The organism is Undibacterium sp. CCC3.4, assembly GCF_034347425.1.
Taxonomy (GTDB): domain Bacteria; phylum Pseudomonadota; class Gammaproteobacteria; order Burkholderiales; family Burkholderiaceae_D; genus Undibacterium.
Genome location: NZ_CP133779.1, coordinates 3,574,999 through 3,591,943 on the forward strand (window position 1 = coordinate 3,574,999; position 16,945 = coordinate 3,591,943).

The 16,945-nt window shown below is 53.6% G+C and carries 17 protein-coding genes; 14 read left to right on the forward strand and 3 right to left on the reverse strand.

Features of this window, described 5'->3' with window-relative positions; all coding sequences use genetic code 11:
• The first annotated feature begins 57 nt into the window (after positions 1-57).
• On the forward strand, positions 58-1,305 hold the full coding sequence (locus RHM61_RS16055; RefSeq protein WP_322248299.1) for an MFS transporter: 1,248 nt from the start codon (positions 58-60) through the stop codon (positions 1,303-1,305).
• A gap of 153 nt (positions 1,306-1,458) precedes the next feature.
• Complete coding sequence (locus tag RHM61_RS16060) at positions 1,459-2,901, forward strand: hypothetical protein (RefSeq protein ID WP_322248300.1); 1,443 nt, start codon at positions 1,459-1,461, stop codon at positions 2,899-2,901.
• A gap of 7 nt (positions 2,902-2,908) precedes the next feature.
• Here RHM61_RS16060 and RHM61_RS16065 read toward each other — a convergent pair whose 3' ends face one another.
• From RHM61_RS16065 to RHM61_RS16075, 3 genes are read right to left on the reverse strand one after another with little or no spacing between them, the layout of a single operon-like run.
• The gene (locus tag RHM61_RS16065) at positions 2,909-3,652 is read right to left on the reverse strand and encodes an NRDE family protein (RefSeq protein WP_322248301.1); all 744 of its coding nucleotides are present in this window, start codon (positions 3,650-3,652) and stop codon (positions 2,909-2,911) included.
• Entirely contained in the window at positions 3,643-3,930 is a 288-nt protein-coding gene (locus RHM61_RS16070) for a DUF4936 family protein (RefSeq protein ID WP_322248302.1), read from the reverse strand. The genes RHM61_RS16065 and RHM61_RS16070 overlap by 10 nt, the downstream gene beginning before the upstream one ends.
• A gap of 14 nt (positions 3,931-3,944) precedes the next feature.
• Positions 3,945-4,982 carry a folate-binding protein gene (locus tag RHM61_RS16075; RefSeq protein WP_322248303.1) on the reverse strand — a complete coding sequence of 346 codons (1,038 nt, stop codon included), beginning with the start codon at positions 4,980-4,982 and terminating at the stop codon, positions 3,945-3,947.
• A gap of 208 nt (positions 4,983-5,190) precedes the next feature.
• On the opposite strand from RHM61_RS16075, the gene mltG reads away from it, so the two are divergent.
• From mltG to RHM61_RS16135, 12 genes are all read left to right on the forward strand, one after another.
• A complete protein-coding gene (gene mltG, locus RHM61_RS16080) occupies positions 5,191-6,177 on the forward strand; it encodes an endolytic transglycosylase MltG (protein WP_416200189.1) in 987 nt (328 codons plus the stop codon).
• A gap of 11 nt (positions 6,178-6,188) precedes the next feature.
• Entirely contained in the window at positions 6,189-6,830 is a 642-nt protein-coding gene (tmk, locus tag RHM61_RS16085) for a dTMP kinase (RefSeq protein WP_322251115.1), read from the forward strand.
• Positions 6,827-7,861 carry a DNA polymerase III subunit delta' gene (gene holB, locus RHM61_RS16090; protein WP_322248304.1) on the forward strand — a complete coding sequence of 345 codons (1,035 nt, stop codon included), beginning with the start codon at positions 6,827-6,829 and terminating at the stop codon, positions 7,859-7,861. The genes tmk and holB overlap by 4 nt, the downstream gene beginning before the upstream one ends.
• A gap of 19 nt (positions 7,862-7,880) precedes the next feature.
• The gene (locus RHM61_RS16095) at positions 7,881-8,261 is read left to right on the forward strand and encodes a PilZ domain-containing protein (protein WP_322248305.1); all 381 of its coding nucleotides are present in this window, start codon (positions 7,881-7,883) and stop codon (positions 8,259-8,261) included.
• A 6-nt stretch (positions 8,262-8,267) separates the two neighbouring features.
• On the forward strand, positions 8,268-8,771 hold the full coding sequence (locus RHM61_RS16100) for an N-acetyltransferase family protein (RefSeq protein WP_322248306.1): 504 nt from the start codon (positions 8,268-8,270) through the stop codon (positions 8,769-8,771).
• A gap of 107 nt (positions 8,772-8,878) precedes the next feature.
• On the forward strand, positions 8,879-9,823 hold the full coding sequence (locus RHM61_RS16105; RefSeq protein WP_322248307.1) for a 23S rRNA (adenine(2030)-N(6))-methyltransferase RlmJ: 945 nt from the start codon (positions 8,879-8,881) through the stop codon (positions 9,821-9,823).
• Between the two features lie 327 nt (positions 9,824-10,150).
• Entirely contained in the window at positions 10,151-11,803 is a 1,653-nt protein-coding gene (locus RHM61_RS16110) for a 3-(methylthio)propionyl-CoA ligase (RefSeq protein WP_322248308.1), read from the forward strand.
• A 58-nt stretch (positions 11,804-11,861) separates the two neighbouring features.
• Positions 11,862-13,100, forward strand: coding sequence for a branched-chain amino acid ABC transporter substrate-binding protein (locus tag RHM61_RS16115; protein WP_322248309.1), 1,239 nt, complete (start codon positions 11,862-11,864; stop codon positions 13,098-13,100).
• Positions 13,101-13,195: 95 nt separating this feature from the next.
• Entirely contained in the window at positions 13,196-14,143 is a 948-nt protein-coding gene (locus tag RHM61_RS16120) for a branched-chain amino acid ABC transporter permease (RefSeq protein WP_322248310.1), read from the forward strand.
• 4 nt (positions 14,144-14,147) lie between these two features.
• Positions 14,148-15,434 (forward strand): branched-chain amino acid ABC transporter permease, encoded by a 1,287-nt coding sequence (locus RHM61_RS16125; RefSeq protein ID WP_322248311.1) that lies wholly within the window; start codon positions 14,148-14,150, stop codon positions 15,432-15,434.
• Positions 15,431-16,198: an ABC transporter ATP-binding protein gene (locus tag RHM61_RS16130; protein WP_322248312.1), complete on the forward strand. Its 768-nt coding sequence runs from the start codon at positions 15,431-15,433 to the stop codon at positions 16,196-16,198. Before RHM61_RS16125 ends, RHM61_RS16130 begins: the two co-directional genes overlap by 4 nt.
• On the forward strand, positions 16,195-16,914 hold the full coding sequence (locus tag RHM61_RS16135; protein ID WP_322248313.1) for an ABC transporter ATP-binding protein: 720 nt from the start codon (positions 16,195-16,197) through the stop codon (positions 16,912-16,914). The genes RHM61_RS16130 and RHM61_RS16135 overlap by 4 nt, the downstream gene beginning before the upstream one ends.
• Positions 16,915-16,945 lie beyond the last annotated feature (31 nt).

Consider the following 16,945-nt stretch of genomic DNA (forward strand, 5'->3'; position numbering starts at 1 on the left):
TCATGGAATAATGGCAGCCTAACCACCACCGAGTCGGCAGCGCTGCCGCGCCTGCCCATGCCTTTTCGCTCCCTGTTTTCGCTGTTTGCGTATGCCGCATTCGGTTTCCCTTTAGCCCTTGTGGCGCTGCCGGTGTATGTCTATGTGCCGCAATTTTATGTGCAACGCTATGGCATGTCGCTAGGCTTGATTGGTGCGGCCTTGCTGGTTTCACGCTTGGCCGACGCTTGCTTCGACCCTTGGATCGGCGCGCAGATCGACCGTCGTGCGGCAGGACATGGCTTCGGGCGCTATATCGTGATCGGTTTACCTTTTTTGGCGGGGGGATTTTTTGCCTTATTTCACCCGCCAGAAGTCAGTATTGGCTTGGTCTATGTCTGGTTTTTTGCCAGTTTGTTACTGGTGTATGCGGGGCTGAGTCTGGCCAGCATCGCCTTTCAAAGCTGGGGTGCGGCCTTGACCCAGGCACCGGGATTGCGCCTGCGCTTGACGGCCGCCCGTGAATTCTGCGGTTTATTTGGTGTAATTTGCGCCGCTGGCTTGGCCCAGCTTGGGGATATCGACTGGCTCAGCGCCGTCTTTTTACTCAGTTTGGGTTTGACTGCCGCACTGCTGTTACGTTATACCCCGACGATAAGCAATGACCAGCGCGCACAAGCAGCTTCACTGACTTGGTCGCAGTTACTGGGCGGGCGCAGCTTTCGCGTCTTGCTGACCGTATTCATTATCAACGGCATTGCTGCTGCCATTCCGGCCACACTGTTTCTGTTTTTTACTAAAGACAAACTGCAGCTCGGTGCGTATGCCGGGTATTTGTTGCTCGCGTATTTTCTTGCCGCAGCACTGTCGATGCCGCTCTGGTTACGCGCTGCTGCGCTCTGGGGGGAGCAGCGTACTTGGCTGATCGCCATGCTGGCCTCGGTGGCCAGTTTCATTTGGGTGTATGGCTTGCAAGCCGGCGACTTGACTGGATTTGTGGTGATTTGCCTGATTTCCGGCATGAGTTTAGGTGCTGATCTGGCTTTACCTCCAGCCTTACTGGCTGCCTTGATTCACCGTGCCGGTCACAGCGGACGATATGAGGGGAGTTATTTCGGTGCCTGGAATTGGGCGGCAAAAATGAATTTAGCCTTGGCCGCCGGGATCTCTTTGCCGCTGCTTGATTACTTCGGTTACCGCCCCGACAGCATGGTGCCGGCGGCCTTACAAATTCTGACGCTCGGCTATGCACTGTTGCCCTGCCTGTTAAAAGGCATTGCTGCGGCGATTCTTTGGCGCATTCCGCTGCACCCAGTGCGCGAATAAACACGGCGTGGCGCGCTATTTCCACAGTATAAGGTAAAAAAAGGTTAAAATAATTTCTTATCATAAATTATATGCCTTAATGCAATGGCTGTAAAGCAAATTATTGATTTTTTTTGCCACTTCGCATATTGCCTTCGCCAACGGAGAAATTGAATGACCCAGCTTGAGTATGAAAAAGTAAATGGTGGAATAGCCCGCGTGCCTGATATGTTTAATCAAATCAATCTGATGAGCATGCCTGAGTTACAGCAGTGGTTGCAAGACGAGACGCACGCAACCCCTTTGATGCGCCAGAATTTGGCGGAAGATTTTGTTGAGGAAGCACGCTTCTTCCATTCTGATGCGAAGAATTTCAGCTTGGTGTTGGGCTTGTTACGTAAAGCCGTGTTGTTGGCGCCGGCGATATTGACCCCTTACTTCTATCTATGGCAATTTTTGGAAGCCGATCAAGTTGCACCGACAGAAATCGAACATATCTTGAGGCGTGTCGTTCGTGATGATGGGCAATCACAGCCACGCTCTATCGCCTACATAGAAGGTTTGCTCAATGGCGTCTATTCTTTTTTGCAGCAATTCAATCATGCTGATGCCGTTGATCAAGTCAGTGAGCGTGCGGTCTTGCATCTGGCGGATGATTTGAGTTATGAAGATATTTTTTACATCGATTCGCTGCAGCAAGTCCATTTCCTCGGACGCATAGATGAGCCGCGCTTGATCTACTCCTCATGGCAGCACAGCAGTTTGTCGCCGGGCGCCCAGACGATTGCCGAAGAAATTATGAAACGCGGCAAAGACAATCGCATTATTCATCACTGTGGCACGGCGCTGACCGTTACTTCGCGCGCGATTTTCGGGCCGGCGATCGATACCCTGTTACTCAATCAAATTATCGTCCATATCGTGCTGAAACACGCGGTGTTTCGTGCCGCCGTCGATACCGCGGTGGAAATTGGCCCTGGCTCGGGGTTTTTGATGTTGACGACGGCGCGTTTGCTGGCCGGTCGAGAGGGGGTACGTTGTTTTGGCTTCGATATTGCTCCTACGGCTTGTCATCACTCGCGCCATGCCAGCAGCTTATTGACCACCGAACTCATCGCAGCCGGACAAATCGCGCCGACCATCAGTATTGTCGAAGATGGTGCCGGCTTGCTGCGCTTTGCCGATGGGGAGGTTGATTTTCTCTACACCAATCCGCCGTATATTCCTCGGCCACCATCCGGTGAGCGCGATGTCTATGGGGCTATTGAGGGGGTCAGTATTTACCAAGAATTGCTGCTGCATGCAGGGCCGCGGGTGCTGAACCGTCAGCGCGGCGTCGCCTTACTGCTGTATTCTTCGCTGACCAACGAGGTGCTACAGGAATTATTACGCAGCACGCCCTTATGTCATGAACTGGTTGGGCCGGAGCTGACGGTGCCACTCGATTTGCATGAAGTGTTGGCAGATCCAGCTTGGTCGGCCGATTTGCGGCGTAACCGCGGCTTGATACGCAACTATACCGGCGACGGTAAAGTGCGGCATCACAGCTTGCGTGTGCTGGCTCTTTACTGGCCCGAGAACGTATTGCGCCAAGAGAATGGGCGGATTTTTTCTTAAACCCGCTTCAGCGCAGGATTTTCTCGGTGAATTCTGGTGCCGCCGCCAGATGCATTTTCAAGAGCGTCGACACGCGCGTGCCATAGTTCTCTGAGACGATGCAAGGTGAGGAGAGCAGGCGTTCCATTTCTATGGAAATGCCGGTATCAGGTAAGCGACAATCAGGTGCTTGCGTGGTATTGCCGAGCATTTCGAAGAAGGCATCGGTCGGTGCCAATTGGCACAACAAGCTGGCGAATTCAGCCTTGGTTCGTATCACTTTATGCCAACAGGTATCGAGCGCGGCATTCGAGACGCCGTAAATGCCCGGTGCCAACGGCACCCCGTTACGCGCGTCATCGCCGTGACGATTGGAAAACCAAATCAACTCCCGGCCGTCACCGAGCAGTAAATTGAATCCATTATGCAAGTCAGGCTGGGTTCGCAAGAGTGCGACATATTCCTGCGCCGTACCGGGAAAATTCAGAAAGTCGACCACCAAATCGCCGCGCGAAGGAGCATTGCTGCGCTTTTCTTCCGGCGCACGAATATTCGTGACGGCCGCGAATTTTTCCGCTGGCAGCGCTGGTGCGGCACTCTGTATGCCTAGCCAAGTGCCACCGGAACGCAGATCACGCCCGGCAAAAATATGCGGGTGATCTTGCCACCAAGCGGCGGGGGCGGCCGGACGCTCGTAAAACTCATCGCGATTCGCAGCGAGCAACAGGGGCGTGCAGGGCAAAATTTTCCAAGCAAAAACAATTAGGCACATACGTCGACATTCAAAAAGTATTCAGCATGACGACCACTGTACTGCAAATCGGGCAAAGCTGTTTGCGCCAACAATTCGGCCAGTTGTATGCTCCAGTCTGGACTGACCTCATGGTAAATTTCCATCCAAGTATGCAGGCCTTCGCTATCGTGCGGCCGGCGCTGCAATTCCATGCTGCGGCCAGTATGCTGCAGCAGCAAACGCTGCAGCAGCGCTTCGGCGGCAAGCACGCGCGCCTCATCGGCCACGCGCGTTTTAAAATAGATATAGCATTCCATTGGTGGCGCTATCCTCAGCGTGTGATGTCGGCAATTTCATACGGCAAACTCAACATCTGTGCCAGTGGGCCGGCCGGACTGCCGCAATGGATCTGGCCCTCTTGTTGGTCGGCCAAAGTCATTTCCAGCAAAGCCAAACTACGGCTGGCATCGAGTGCTTCAACATTGACGATCGCACCGCAGGGCTGATCGGCCGCACCAGCCTTGAATAACTCGTCGCCGGCAGCGAGACCGACCCCGCTGATTTCGGCCAGGATAGTGCGCCGTTTCAGCTTGCCCAGATACTGGCTGCGCGCGACGATTTCTTGTCCCGGGTAGCAGCCTTTTCTGAAGTTGACGCCGCCGATAAGCTCGAAATTCACCATTTGCGGCACGAATTTTTCGCTGGTCAGTGCATTGATCGTGGCGATGCCGGCGCTGATTTCACTTAAATTCCAATCGGCGCTGTTGGTCACCGTCAGCGTCGTTTGCAATGTGCTCCAAGCCGCGTCGGCCAAGGCGAGCGGACACCACCATTGGTAGCGTGCGACGCCAGCGGCATCCGGGCAGCGCAGCAGGGTGCCGTAGTCATTGCTGACGTGCAGATCGCTGGCACTCGGCAAGACTGGAAACCAGTTTTGCAAGGCTGTCGCCGCAGCGCTGCCACCAAGGCCGAAACACACGGTGCTCGCGCTGATATCGGTGAGCTTGGCTTGCGCGCGCATGATGAACATGCTTAAGCGTTTTTGCACGGCAGCGAGCAGCGACTGTGACAGTTGCAGATGGATGAAGTCGCCGACGCGCCAATACACCAAACTGGCTGACATCCGCCCTTTAGGTGTGCAGTAGGCGGCACGCCGCACCGCCGTCGGTGTCAGGTTTTCGACGTCATTACTGAGTTGATTGTGCAGAAATTTGGCCGCATCGGCACCGCTGGCTTGCAGCAAACCGTGCTCGCCGAGCACGCTGACGAAGCCCTCGGCAAAGGACGCCAATCCCCATACTGGAGTGCGCTCAGTGAGTCGGCCGGCTTGGAGTTGCAAATGTTGTTGAGTTAAGAATGCTTGCCACATGATGTGAATTTCTCTCTTTGTTAGCGTCATTTGTGCCGAGCGCCTGCGGGCGTCGACAGCCGATTGTCCGTCAATTATAGTGGTGCTGGCAGAATCGGGTACGCGACAGTGAAATTTAATGCTGCCACAGCGTCGGCCAGTGAGGTTTACTTGCTACACTACGCGGCAATAGCGCCCTCTGCGCTGACTTTTTTTGTTGATGGCACTTATGCGTTTTATTCGAAATATTTTCCTCCTGTTAATCTTCACTGTCGCCGCGCTGGCGGGCGGCGGCTGGTACTGGGCTAATACCGTGATCGATACCGATGGCAAAGCTATCGCGCTGACGATCCGCCCCGGCAGCGGTGCGCGCAGCGCAGGGCGTCAAATTGAACAAGCCGGCATTGCTATCCCAGCCTGGATGTTCGAATTATTGGCACGCGCCAGCGGTCACGAGAGTCGCCTCAAAGCCGGCTCCTACGAACTCGAGCCGGGTAAAACGCCGCTCGACTTGCTGGCTAAAATTGTCAACGGTGAATTCTCGTATGCCTCGGTAGTGATTATCGAAGGCTGGAGCTTTGCGCAAATGCGTAAGCAGATCGATGCCAGCCCCGATCTGCGCCACGAGACCCGCAACTTGTCTGAGCATGAACTCATGATGCGGATAAATTCTATCTATCCGCATGCGGAAGGTATGTTTTTTCCGGACACCTATTTATTTGCCAAAGGCAGTAGCGATCTTTTACTCTACCAACAAGCCCATGCCGCGCAATTGAAATTGCTCGATGAAGCATGGCAGGCGCGTGCCGCCGGCTTGCCCTACGAGAATAAATATCAAGCCCTGATCATGGCCTCGATCATCGAAAAAGAAACCGGGCAAAAATCTGAGCGCGCCATGATTGCCGCCGTATTCACTAACCGACTCAAGACTGGCATGCTGTTGCAAACCGATCCGACCGTGATTTATGGTATGGGTGAGCAGTATCAGGGTAAAATCCGCAAAAAAGATTTACTCACCGATACACCTTACAACACGTATACGCGCGCCGGCTTACCGCCGACGCCGATTTCCTTGGCCGGCTTGGCCTCGCTGACGGCGGCCTTGAGTCCGGCGCGCAGTGCGGCCGTGTATTTTGTCGCGCGCGGCGATGGTACCAGTGTGTTTTCTGAAAGTCTGGAAGAACACAATCGGGCCGTCAATAAGTATCAACGTTGAACTCATTATTTATGAAAAAAACTGGAAAATTCATCAGTTTCGAAGGTATAGACGGGGCCGGGAAATCGACTCACATTGCCTATGTCTCCGAATTATTGCGCGCGCCCTTGGCGGCGCGCGGTGCCGCCGTGGTGTGCACCCGCGAACCCGGTGGTACGGTGCTGGGCGAGGCTTTGCGCGAATTGCTGCTGAAACAAAGCATGCATTTGGAAACCGAAGCCTTACTGATGTTCGCTTCACGGCGCGAACATTTGGCGCAAGTGATAGAGCCGGCGTTGGCACGTGGTGATTGGCTGATTTCCGATCGTTTTACCGATGCCAGCTTCGCCTATCAGGGCGGCGGCCGCCATCTGTCTATCGACAAGCTCAATACTCTCGAACAGTGGGTGCATCCGCATTTGCAGCCCGATCTCACCTTATTATTTGACGTGCCGCTCGAAGTCGCGCGCGCACGGCTCGATGCCAGCCGTGAACTCGATAAATTTGAACGCGAGCAGGCGGACTTTTTTGCCGCTACGCGGGCCGAATATTTACGCCGCGCCGCTGCATTCCCGCAGCGCTTCCGTATCATCGATGCCACCCGCAGCATCAGCGCGATTCGCGCCGACTTACAGCTACTGATCGCCGCATTGCTGGCGACGGAGGCGACATGAACCAAGCTTTATTCAGCTGGCAAGAGCCGGCCTGGGAATATTTCATCTCACTGCGCGAGCGCATGCCACATGCTTTTCTACTGCATGGCCCGCAAGGTATAGGCAAGACCGTGTTGGCTGAACAGATGGCACAATCTTTATTATGCGACGCGCCTGATGCGCGCGGCCATGCTTGCCAACAATGTGGCTCTTGCAATTGGTTTCGTCAATACAGTCATCCCGATTACCGGCGCGTGCGTCCGGAATTGCTCGACGAAGAAGAAGCCTCAGCCGCCGATGTTGAACCCGAAGCCGGCAGCAAAAGTGCTAAGGCCAGCAAAGCGCCATCCAAAGAAATCGTGATCAATCAAATTCGTGCACTGGCTGATTTCATGAATTTGTCTACCCATCGTCAAGGGCGCCGGGTCATCGTCTTGTATCCGGCCGAAGCACTCAATGTTCCGGCGGCGAATGCTTTGTTGAAATCTTTGGAAGAACCGGGTGCCGCCACGGTATTCATTCTGGTTACGCATAGTCCTGATAAATTGCTGCCGACGATACTGTCGCGCTGCCATCAGTTTGCTCTCGGTTTGCCGGCGCCGGCCCAAGCTTTAGCTTGGTTGCAGCAACAAGGCGTCAGCGCAGCCGCTGATTGTCTGGCGCAGCAGGGTGGGGCACCACTGGCGGCCTTGGAATTGGCGCAATCGGAACGCTACACGGAAATCGATGAATTTCTACGCCAATTGTGTAAGCCAGCTATCGATGTGAGCTTGAAATTGGCAGAAAAAATGCAGAAAAGTGAGATGCCAGTCTTGGTCAGCGCCTTGCAACGCTGGCTGTATGATATATTTTCTTTTAAACAAAGCGGCAGAATCCGGTATCATCCACGCTATGAACGAGAATTGAAGGGATTGGCTGCGCGAGTAGACGGCGATGCCTTGCTCAAACTGATAGACAATACCAATGAACGTCAGGCGATTGCTAATCATCCTTTGTCGGCCAAACTGTTTCTAGAAGATATGTTGCTGGAATATTCTGCACTCTTCGCATAAACCACGCGAAAGCATTACGATGTCCGATTTATCAAGCGATTCCGCCATTCCTGCCGTTCCGAACCGTCCTTCGGTGCTGTCTTTGGCGATCAAAGAAAAGGCCGCCTTGTTCGCGGCCTATATGCCGTTCTTAAAGAATGGCGGCATCTTCGTGCCGACCAATCGCAACTATCGTTTGGGCGAAGAAATTTACCTGATTCTCACCTTGCTCGATGATCCGGCTAAATATCCTGTCGCCGGTAAAGTCGCTTGGATCACGCCGGCCGGTGCCGGCAATAACAAGTCGCAAGGAATCGGCGTGCATTTTCCAGAAGATGAAAGCGGCACGCGGATTCGTCTGCGCGTTGAAGAAGCACTGGGGTCTGCACTGCGCTCCAGCCGCGCGACACACACTATTTGATTTACTATGGACCACGTTTTTTCTTATCGCATTGCCCGTTTTGACGACTTGCCTGACATCATCGCGATCTACAACAGTACCGTCGCTTCACGCGAAGTCACCGCCGATACCGAACCGGTCAGTGTTGAATCACGCCATGCTTGGTTTGCCGCGCATGAAGCGAATCGGCGTCCGCTATGGGTTAGTGAACAAGACGGCAAGATTACCGGCTGGTTGTCGTTTTCTGATTTTTACGGTCGCCCGGCCTATGCCGGCACCGCCGAATTGTCGATTTACTTGCATCCGCAAGCGCGGCGTCAAGGTTTGGGGCGGCGTTTCCTCGAACTGGCGATCGCGCATGCTCCCACGGTAGGGGTGCATACCTTGCTCGGCTTTATATTCGGGCACAATATCGCCAGTTTGCGCTTGTTTGAAGTCTACGGTTTCACCACTTGGGCCAATATGCCGCGCGTGGCTACTTTGGATGGCATCGAACGGGATTTGATCATACTCGGCAAGCGCGTGGCCTGACCCGCGCTGTGCCCGCAGCACTTTATTGTGGCAAATGCAGCAGCGAAACGCGGATGACATCCGCGTTTTTCCATCATTTGCCTTTCATTTTTTTATAGGAAATACTCATGCTCAGCTATCGCCATGGCTTCCATGCCGGCAATCACGCCGACGTGCTCAAACACTTTGTCTTGATTCAACTCTTGCAGTACATGAACCAAAAGGATACCGCCTACACCTACATCGACACCCATGCCGGGGCTGGATTGTATGCGCTCGACAGCGGCTATGCCAGCAAAAATGCCGAATTCGAGACCGGTATCGCGCCCTTGTGGGATAAAAAAGATTTACCGCCAGCGCTGGCCGAATATGTCAATTTGGTCAAAGCCATGAACCCGAGCGGTAAAATGCGCCATTATCCGGGCTCGCCGTATTGTGCCGATCAAATCATGCGCGACCAAGATCGTCTGCGTTTGTTTGAGCTGCATTCCAGTGAAATCAAAATCCTCAGTGAAAATTTCCGCAAGCTCGATGCCCACGCGGCCGAGCAGGGCCACCGGCCGACGGTACGCGGCAAACGCGTCATCATTTCCGATGGTGATGGTTTTGAAAGCATGAAGTCATTGTTGCCGCCGCCATCACGCCGTGCCTTGGTGCTGATCGATCCACCGTATGAAGTCAAAGATGATTATCGTCGCGTCAAAGTGGCGCTGGAAGATTCCTTGATCCGTTTCCCTACCGGCACCTATGCGGTCTGGTATCCCGCCTTGAACCGTCAGGATTCGCGCCAGTTGCCGGAAAAATTGAAGCGCTTGGCCAGCAAAGATTGGCTCAATGTTAGCTTATCGATCAGCGGCCCGACTCCGGATGGCTTCGGTCTGCACAGCAGCGGCATGTTCATTCTCAATCCGCCATGGACGCTGGCAGAGACCTTGAAAGAAGTCATGCCCTACTTGGTCAGTGCACTCGGACGCGACCAGGAAGCGGCTTTCGTGATTGAAAGTGGTAAGCCGGTCAGCGGCGCTGGCGTTAATTTACGCCCTAAACGTATTCCGACCCCAAGCACGCGCTGAGTTTCACGGATCGACATTGATTCGTGCTGCGTGCAGCGAATCATTCGGGCCAGGCGGCTGTTACAGCGCCTGGCCCGAATTTTTTTCTCGTAACGTGGTGGATTTCCTACTTTTGCATTCTGTTTTTTGCGCGATGCGGCATGCTGATCAAAGTGCATTGCGGGGCATACATGCTCGAAGTGGCGCAGATCCTTGCTGCAAATGCTGCTACGCAATAGAAATAGTGATTGACGGATTAGTACGGTCGTACAAAAATCACTGATCAGTTGTTTATTACTGTCTATGAAACACCGATCGATCTGTCTTCCGTCACTGTCAGGAGTAACCATGTCTAGCTATCCTATGAGTCCCGTAATGGGGCAAATGATGGATAAACCGATGCTCATTTCCAGCATCATCGAACATGCCGATCGGTATTTCGGGAAAAATGAAATCGTTTCGCGCCGCGTCGAAGGCGATATTCATCGCTATACCTACAGTGATTGCCATCAGCGCGCCAAGAAGCTCGCCAACGTCTTCGCCGGCTTAGGCGTGGTGCTCGGCGATCGCATCGGCACCTTGGCTTGGAACGGCTACCGTCATTTGGAAGCTTACTATGCCGTCTCCGGTTCCGGCGCGGTCCTGCACACCATTAACCCACGTCTGCATCCGGAACAAATTTCCTACATCATCAATCACGCCGAAGATCAGTACCTGCTGTTTGATATCACTTTCTTGCCCATCATCGTAGCCATTGCCGCCCATTGTCCTTCGGTCAAAGGCTATATCATGATGGCCGAGCGCAGTTACTTACCGGCCCAGACCAGCATCCCGAATTTGCTGTGCTATGAAGATTTGCTCGCTGCGCATTCTGATGAATTTGTCTGGCCACTGTTTGATGAAAACTCGGCTTCGAGTCTGTGCTATACCTCGGGTACTACCGGTCACCCCAAAGGGGCGCTGTATTCGCACCGTTCCACTATCCTGCATTCCTATGCCTCGGCCTTACCGGATGGGCTCAATGTATCGGCGCGCGATGCGGTTTTGCCGGTCGTACCGATGTTTCACGTTAATGCCTGGGGCTTGCCGTATTCTGCGCCATTAACCGGTGCCAAACTGGTGTTTCCCGGCCCGCATCTCGATGGTAAATCCTTGTATGAATTATTCGAACAGGAACAAGTCACGTTCTCAGCCGGTGTGCCGACGGTCTGGCTGGGCTTGCTGACCTATGTGGCGCAAAATAATTTACAGTTTTCCAGCTTCAAACGTACCGTCATCGGCGGTTCGGCCTGTCCGCCGGCGATGCTGCGCACGCTGCGTCATACCTATGGTGTCGAAGTGGTACATGCCTGGGGCATGACCGAAATGTCACCGCTGGGAACCGCGAGCACCTTATTGGCGCGCCATCAGGGCTTGGGCGAAGCCGAACTCGAAGCTATTTTGTGCAAACAAGGCCACGTGCTGTATGGCGTGGAAATGAAAATCGTCGATGACCTCGGTACCGAATTGCCTTGGGATGGAAAAACTTACGGCAATCTGTTGGTCAAAGGGCTTTGGGTGATACGCTCGTATTATCGCGAGGAGGGTGGGGCGGTGCTGCAGGATGGCTGGTTTCCGACCGGCGATGTGGCCACCATCGATGCCGATGGCTATATGCAAATCACCGATCGCAGCAAAGATGTCATTAAGTCCGGCGGTGAATGGATAGGCACGATCGACCTTGAAAACGTTGCCGTCTCTCATCCGGCGGTGCTGCAGGCCGCTTGTATCGGCGTGTTTCATCCGAAATGGGATGAACGACCTTTGCTACTGGTGGTAAAAAAACCGGGTGCCGAAGTGAGTAAAGAAACTTTGCTGGCCTATTTCGACGGACGGGTAGCCAAATGGTGGACGCCCGATGATGTGGTGTTCATCGATGCCTTACCGATCGGTGCGACCGGTAAAATTTTAAAAAACAAATTGCGCGACCAATTCAAGGAGCACAAACTGCCAACGATATAAGTCGGGACTTCGTATCAAAAACAGATTTTCATAAGATAAAAAAATTGGAGAGAGACAAATGACATTCCCATTACGCGTATCTTTTGTTGCAGTCGCTTTTGCTTTGCTCGCCCCGCTGTCGCATGCCGACACGGTGAAAATTGCTTATATCGATCCTTTATCGGGCCCGTTTGCCCCGGTCGGTCAAAACATCTTGAACTCATTTCAATTCGTCGCCGATAAAGCGAATGCGGAAAAATGGGCCGGCCCGACGACCACTTTCGAAGTGGTCGGTTTTGATAACAAGGGCAGTCCGCAAGAGTCGCTCAATATCTTGAAAACCGTGATCGACAAAGGTTTTCGCTACATCACCCAGGGCAATGGCTCGGGCGTGGGCTTGGCTTTGCTCGATGCGGTAAATAAATACAACGAACGCAATCCCGGCAAGGAAATCATTTATCTCAATCATGCGGCGGTCGATCCTGACATGACCAATAGTAAATGCAGCTTCTGGCATTTCCGTTTCGACGCCAATTCAGATATGAAGATGGAAGCATTGACTACCTACATGGCGGCCGATAAAAACATCAAAAAAGTCTATGTGATCGGGCAAAATTATTCTTTCGGTCACCAAGTCAGCCGCGCCGCCAAAGAATACATCGCCCGCAAACGTCCAGACATTCAGATCGTCGGTGATGATTTGCATCCTATCGGCCAGGTCAAAGATTTTTCACCGTATATCGCGAAAATCAAAGCCTCGGGTGCCGATACGGTGATTACCGGGAACTGGGGTGCTGATTTGGCCTTGCTGATCAAGGCGGCCAAAGATGCTGATTTGAAAGCGAATTTCTTCACTTACTATGCCTCCACCACCGGCGTACCGACGGCGATGGGCGCCTCCGGCATCGATCGCGTCAAGTACGTAGCGTACTGGAATACCAACAATGAAGGCTATGTCGGGAAAGACATCGTCGAGGGTTTCAAGACCCGTTATAAAGACGATTACTATTCGATGGCGACTTACTCCATCTTGACCGCCATGTCGCAGGCGATCAAACAAGCCAAGTCGATAGAACCGGCCAAGATCGCCTTGGCACTTGAAGGGGCAAACTTCAAAACGCTCAATGGCGAAGTCAGCATGCGCAAGCTCGATCATCAATTGCAGCAGCCGCTGTATATTGCCACTTGGGTCAAAACTAATGACAAAGATGTGCGCTACGATCAGGAAAACACCGGCTTGGGTTGGAAAACCAATCAAAAAATCGATGCATTCGTCGCTGCTCAACCGTCTTCGTGCCAGATGAAACGTCCGCTGTAAACAGTACGGAAAAAGAGGGCCGAGGGGCTCTCTTTTTTATTTTTTAAAAAAATAGAACGACCGTGCATAGAAGTTTTTTGAAAGGGACACACGCTGTGGAATTTACTCTGATCACCCTGCTCAATGGCATAAGCTATGGCTTGTTGCTGTTCATGCTTTCATCTGGCCTGACCCTGATCTTCAGCATGATGGGTGTGCTTAATTTTGCCCATGCCAGTTTCTACATGTTGGGCGCGTATTTTGCCTATATGCTGAGCAGTCGTTTCGGCTTTTGGGTCGCTTTGCCGCTGGCACCACTACTGGTCGGTGTGCTCGGTGCGCTGGTGGAGCGCTATGGCTTGCGCCCGGTGCACAAATACGGACATATCCCGGAACTGTTGTTCACCTTCGGTCTGTCGTATGTGCTGGTGGAAGTGGTGCAACTGATCTGGGGCCGCGCCGGAGTACCGTATGCCATCCCGGCCAGCCTCGATGGCCCTTTATTTACGCTCTACACCACGACCTTCCCGATGTACCGTGCCTTCATGATGTTAGTTGCCTTGCTCATGCTGCTGGCAATCTATTTGCTGCTGACGCGAACCCGCATCGGCCTGGTGATCCAAGCGGCGCTGACCCATCCTGATGCGGTCGAAGCGCTCGGCCATAATGTGCCGCGTGTATTCATGCTGGTGTTTGGCGGTGGCTGTGCTTTGGCTGGCTTGGCTGGCGTAGTTGGCGGGAATGCCTTCGTCACCGAGCCGGGCATGGCGGCCACCTTGGGCAGCATTATTTTCGTCGTCGTCGTGGTCGGTGGCATGGGCTCTTTAGCCGGGGCCTTCATCGCCTCGCTGTTGATCGGTGTGGTGCAAACCTTTGCCGTTGCCATCGATTATTCGCTCTCCAGCATCCTGACACCGCTTGGTCTGCTGGTGCGCGCCGATTCGCCGTGGTATTCGCTGGTCTCACTCAGTGTGGCCCAAGTGGCGCCAGTGATGCCGTATCTGCTATTGGTATTGATACTCATTTTCAGACCGCGTGGCTTGCTTGGCACTCGTGAAGGATAACCCCATGACAAAAATTCTCCATTATCAAGCGCCCAATCTGGCGCGCTGGCTCAGCTGGACCTTGTTCGCCGTCGTGCTCATCGTCGCGCCGTATATTTTCAGCAGCGGTGCCGCCTTGTCGCTGCTCTCGCAGATCGGCACCTTGATGATCTTCGGTCTGTCGTTTAATATGCTGCTCGGTCAAGGTGGTATGCTGTCGTTCGGGCATGCCGTGTATTCCGGGTTGGGGGCATTCTTTGCCATCCATGCGATGAACTTGATTGCGGCCGGCAGTTTGCCGCTGCCTGTGAGTATGATTCCACTGGTCGGCGGTGTGGCCGGCATGGGCTTCGGCGTCTTGTTCGGTTATGTGACCACGAAAAAATCCGGCACCACCTTTTCCATGATTACCTTGGGCATGGTGGAGCTGGTGTTTGCCTGCTCCTTGATGTTCCCGCATTTTTTCGGCGGCGAGGGCGGCATTTCCAGTAACCGCGTCATTGGTGGCGCCGTGATGGGCATTACCTATGGCCCGCAAATCGAAGTCTACTACCTGATCGCTTTTTGGTTGTTCGTCAGTGCCGTCGCCATGTATGCATTTACCGCTACGCCACTGGGACGGATGATCAATGCCGTGCGTGATAATCCGGAACGCGCTGAATTCGTCGGCTACGACACTCAGTGGGTACGCTACATGACCTTGATTTTATCGGCATTTTTTGCCGGTATTTCGGGTGGACTCTCGGCCATCAACTTTGAAATCGTCACGGCCGAGAATGTCAGCGCCATCCGCTCCGGCGCGGTGCTGTTGTTTACTTTTATCGGCGGCATAGGCTTCTTTTTTGGGCCGATGATCGGGGCCGTGATCGGAGTTTTCCTCACCGTCATGCTGTCCGACTTCACCAAGGCCTGGCAATTGTATCTAGGCGTGTTTTTCATTCTCACCGTCATGTACGCACCCGGTGGCTTGGCCAGCATACTCATGCTCAATGTGCGTTTGTTAAAACATGGAAAATTCGCCAAGGTTTGGCCCAGTCTGTGGAAAGTACTGTTGTCGTGTGTCTTGCTGGTGGCCGGCTTGATCATGGCGATAGAAATGCTGTACCAGCGTTCACTTGAAGCCAGTCAAGATCCGATCATCCACGTGCTCGGACTCTCACTCAATTCGGCAGCAGCCAGTGCCTGGCTGCTGGCCGGCGGCTTGGCGGGGCTTGGCGCGCTTGGCTTTATCTTGAGCAAGCAAGGCTTTCGTCTGCAATGGGATCTGGCCAATACAGAAATCGAAGAAATACTGAAGAGGGCGCAAGGATGACTGATTTCTCACTGGAATTAAAAGATGTGCGGAAAAGTTTCGGTCATGCCGAGATCATTCGCGGTGCCAATTTACAGGTGCCACGTGGCGAACGCTTTGCCATCATCGGCCCCAATGGTGCCGGTAAATCGACTTTATTCAATCTGATCTCGGGTCGTTTCGGTATCAGCAGCGGGGCGATTTTGCTTAACGGCAGCAATATTGCAGGTTTGCAGCCGTATCAGATCAATCGTCGCGGTCTCTCGCGCAGTTTTCAGATCACCAATATTTTCCACCGCCTCAGCGTCTATGAAAACTTACGTTGTGCCGTCCTCTGGTCGCTCGGTTATCGCTATTCGTTCTGGCATTGTCTCAATGCCCTGCGTGATGTTCATCAACGTGCCGAAGCGGTACTGGAACAAATCGGTTTGACTCGGCGGCGGCATACCACCGCCGGCTTACTGACTTATGCCGAACAACGTGCACTCGAAATAGGTATCACCATCGCCGGTGGGGCCGAAGTGATTTTGCTCGATGAACCGACTGCCGGCATGAGTCGTTCCGAATCCGATGCCGCGGTCGAATTGATACGCAAGATCAGCGTCGGCAAGACCCTGCTCATGGTCGAGCACGACATGAGCGTGGTGTTTGGACTGGCGGACAAGATAGCGGTGGTGGTCTACGGCGAGGTGATCGCCTGTGACACGCCACAAAACATCCGCAATAATCAACAAGTGAAGGACGCCTATCTGGGCGGCCACGCACCGCAGGAGATCAGCGCATGAGTGCTTTACTCGAAATTCAAGGATTACACGCTTATTATGGCAAAAGCCATGTCTTGCATGGGGTCGACCTGCACGTCAATCACAGTGAGATCGTCAGCCTGTTAGGTCGCAACGGTGTCGGCCGTTCGACCACGGTGAAAGCCGCCATGGGGCAGGTGCAGGCGACTGGCTCGGTACAGTTCAAGGGCGAGCAGATGCTGGGTTTGAAAGCCTTCCAAATCGCCCACAAAGGGCTAGGCTACGTGCCGGAAAATCGCGATATTTTTCCGACTCTGACAGTGGAACAAAATCTTTTACTCGGCGAAAAAAGCAGCGCACGCCGCGCCGGTGCTGCGCCGCCGCGTTGGTGCATCGACGATATGTATCAAATGTTCCCGCGTCTCAAGGAGCGGCGTTCCACCTTGGCCGGCGTGATGTCGGGCGGTGAGCAGCAAATGCTCACGCTATGCCGCACCTTGATGGGTGATCCTGACCTGATCATGATCGATGAACCGACCGAAGGCTTGGCACCGAAAATTGTCGAACTGGTCGCCGAGTACCTGCAAACGCTCAAGCAACGCGGTGTTTCGGTGCTGTTGGTCGAACAAAAATTGGCCATCGCTTTGCAAATTTCACAACGCGTGTATGTGATGGGGCATGGCAGTATCGTGTTTGAAGGGACGCCCGATGAATTGCAGGCGAATCAGCAGATTCGCCGCGAATGGTTGGAGGTCTGAGTTCACGACGCGCTGTTCCAGCCTGGGCGCG

Bases quoted from the DNA above. Each gene is read 5' to 3' on its own strand.
- RHM61_RS16055 (WP_322248299.1), top strand. From the start codon at position 58: ATGCCTTTTCGCTCCCTGTTTTCGCTGTTTGCGTATGCCGCATTCGGT.
- RHM61_RS16060 (WP_322248300.1), top strand. From the start codon at position 1,459: ATGACCCAGCTTGAGTATGAAAAAGTAAATGGTGGAATAGCCCGCGTG.
- RHM61_RS16065 (WP_322248301.1), bottom strand. From the start codon at position 3,652: ATGTGCCTAATTGTTTTTGCTTGGAAAATTTTGCCCTGCACGCCCCTG.
- RHM61_RS16070 (WP_322248302.1), bottom strand. From the start codon at position 3,930: ATGGAATGCTATATCTATTTTAAAACGCGCGTGGCCGATGAGGCGCGC.
- RHM61_RS16075 (WP_322248303.1), bottom strand. From the start codon at position 4,982: ATGTGGCAAGCATTCTTAACTCAACAACATTTGCAACTCCAAGCCGGC.
- mltG (WP_416200189.1), top strand. From the start codon at position 5,191: ATGCGTTTTATTCGAAATATTTTCCTCCTGTTAATCTTCACTGTCGCC.
- tmk (WP_322251115.1), top strand. From the start codon at position 6,189: ATGAAAAAAACTGGAAAATTCATCAGTTTCGAAGGTATAGACGGGGCC.
- holB (WP_322248304.1), top strand. From the start codon at position 6,827: ATGAACCAAGCTTTATTCAGCTGGCAAGAGCCGGCCTGGGAATATTTC.
- RHM61_RS16095 (WP_322248305.1), top strand. From the start codon at position 7,881: ATGTCCGATTTATCAAGCGATTCCGCCATTCCTGCCGTTCCGAACCGT.
- RHM61_RS16100 (WP_322248306.1), top strand. From the start codon at position 8,268: ATGGACCACGTTTTTTCTTATCGCATTGCCCGTTTTGACGACTTGCCT.
- RHM61_RS16105 (WP_322248307.1), top strand. From the start codon at position 8,879: ATGCTCAGCTATCGCCATGGCTTCCATGCCGGCAATCACGCCGACGTG.
- RHM61_RS16110 (WP_322248308.1), top strand. From the start codon at position 10,151: ATGTCTAGCTATCCTATGAGTCCCGTAATGGGGCAAATGATGGATAAA.
- RHM61_RS16115 (WP_322248309.1), top strand. From the start codon at position 11,862: ATGACATTCCCATTACGCGTATCTTTTGTTGCAGTCGCTTTTGCTTTG.
- RHM61_RS16125 (WP_322248311.1), top strand. From the start codon at position 14,148: ATGACAAAAATTCTCCATTATCAAGCGCCCAATCTGGCGCGCTGGCTC.
- RHM61_RS16130 (WP_322248312.1), top strand. From the start codon at position 15,431: ATGACTGATTTCTCACTGGAATTAAAAGATGTGCGGAAAAGTTTCGGT.
- RHM61_RS16135 (WP_322248313.1), top strand. From the start codon at position 16,195: ATGAGTGCTTTACTCGAAATTCAAGGATTACACGCTTATTATGGCAAA.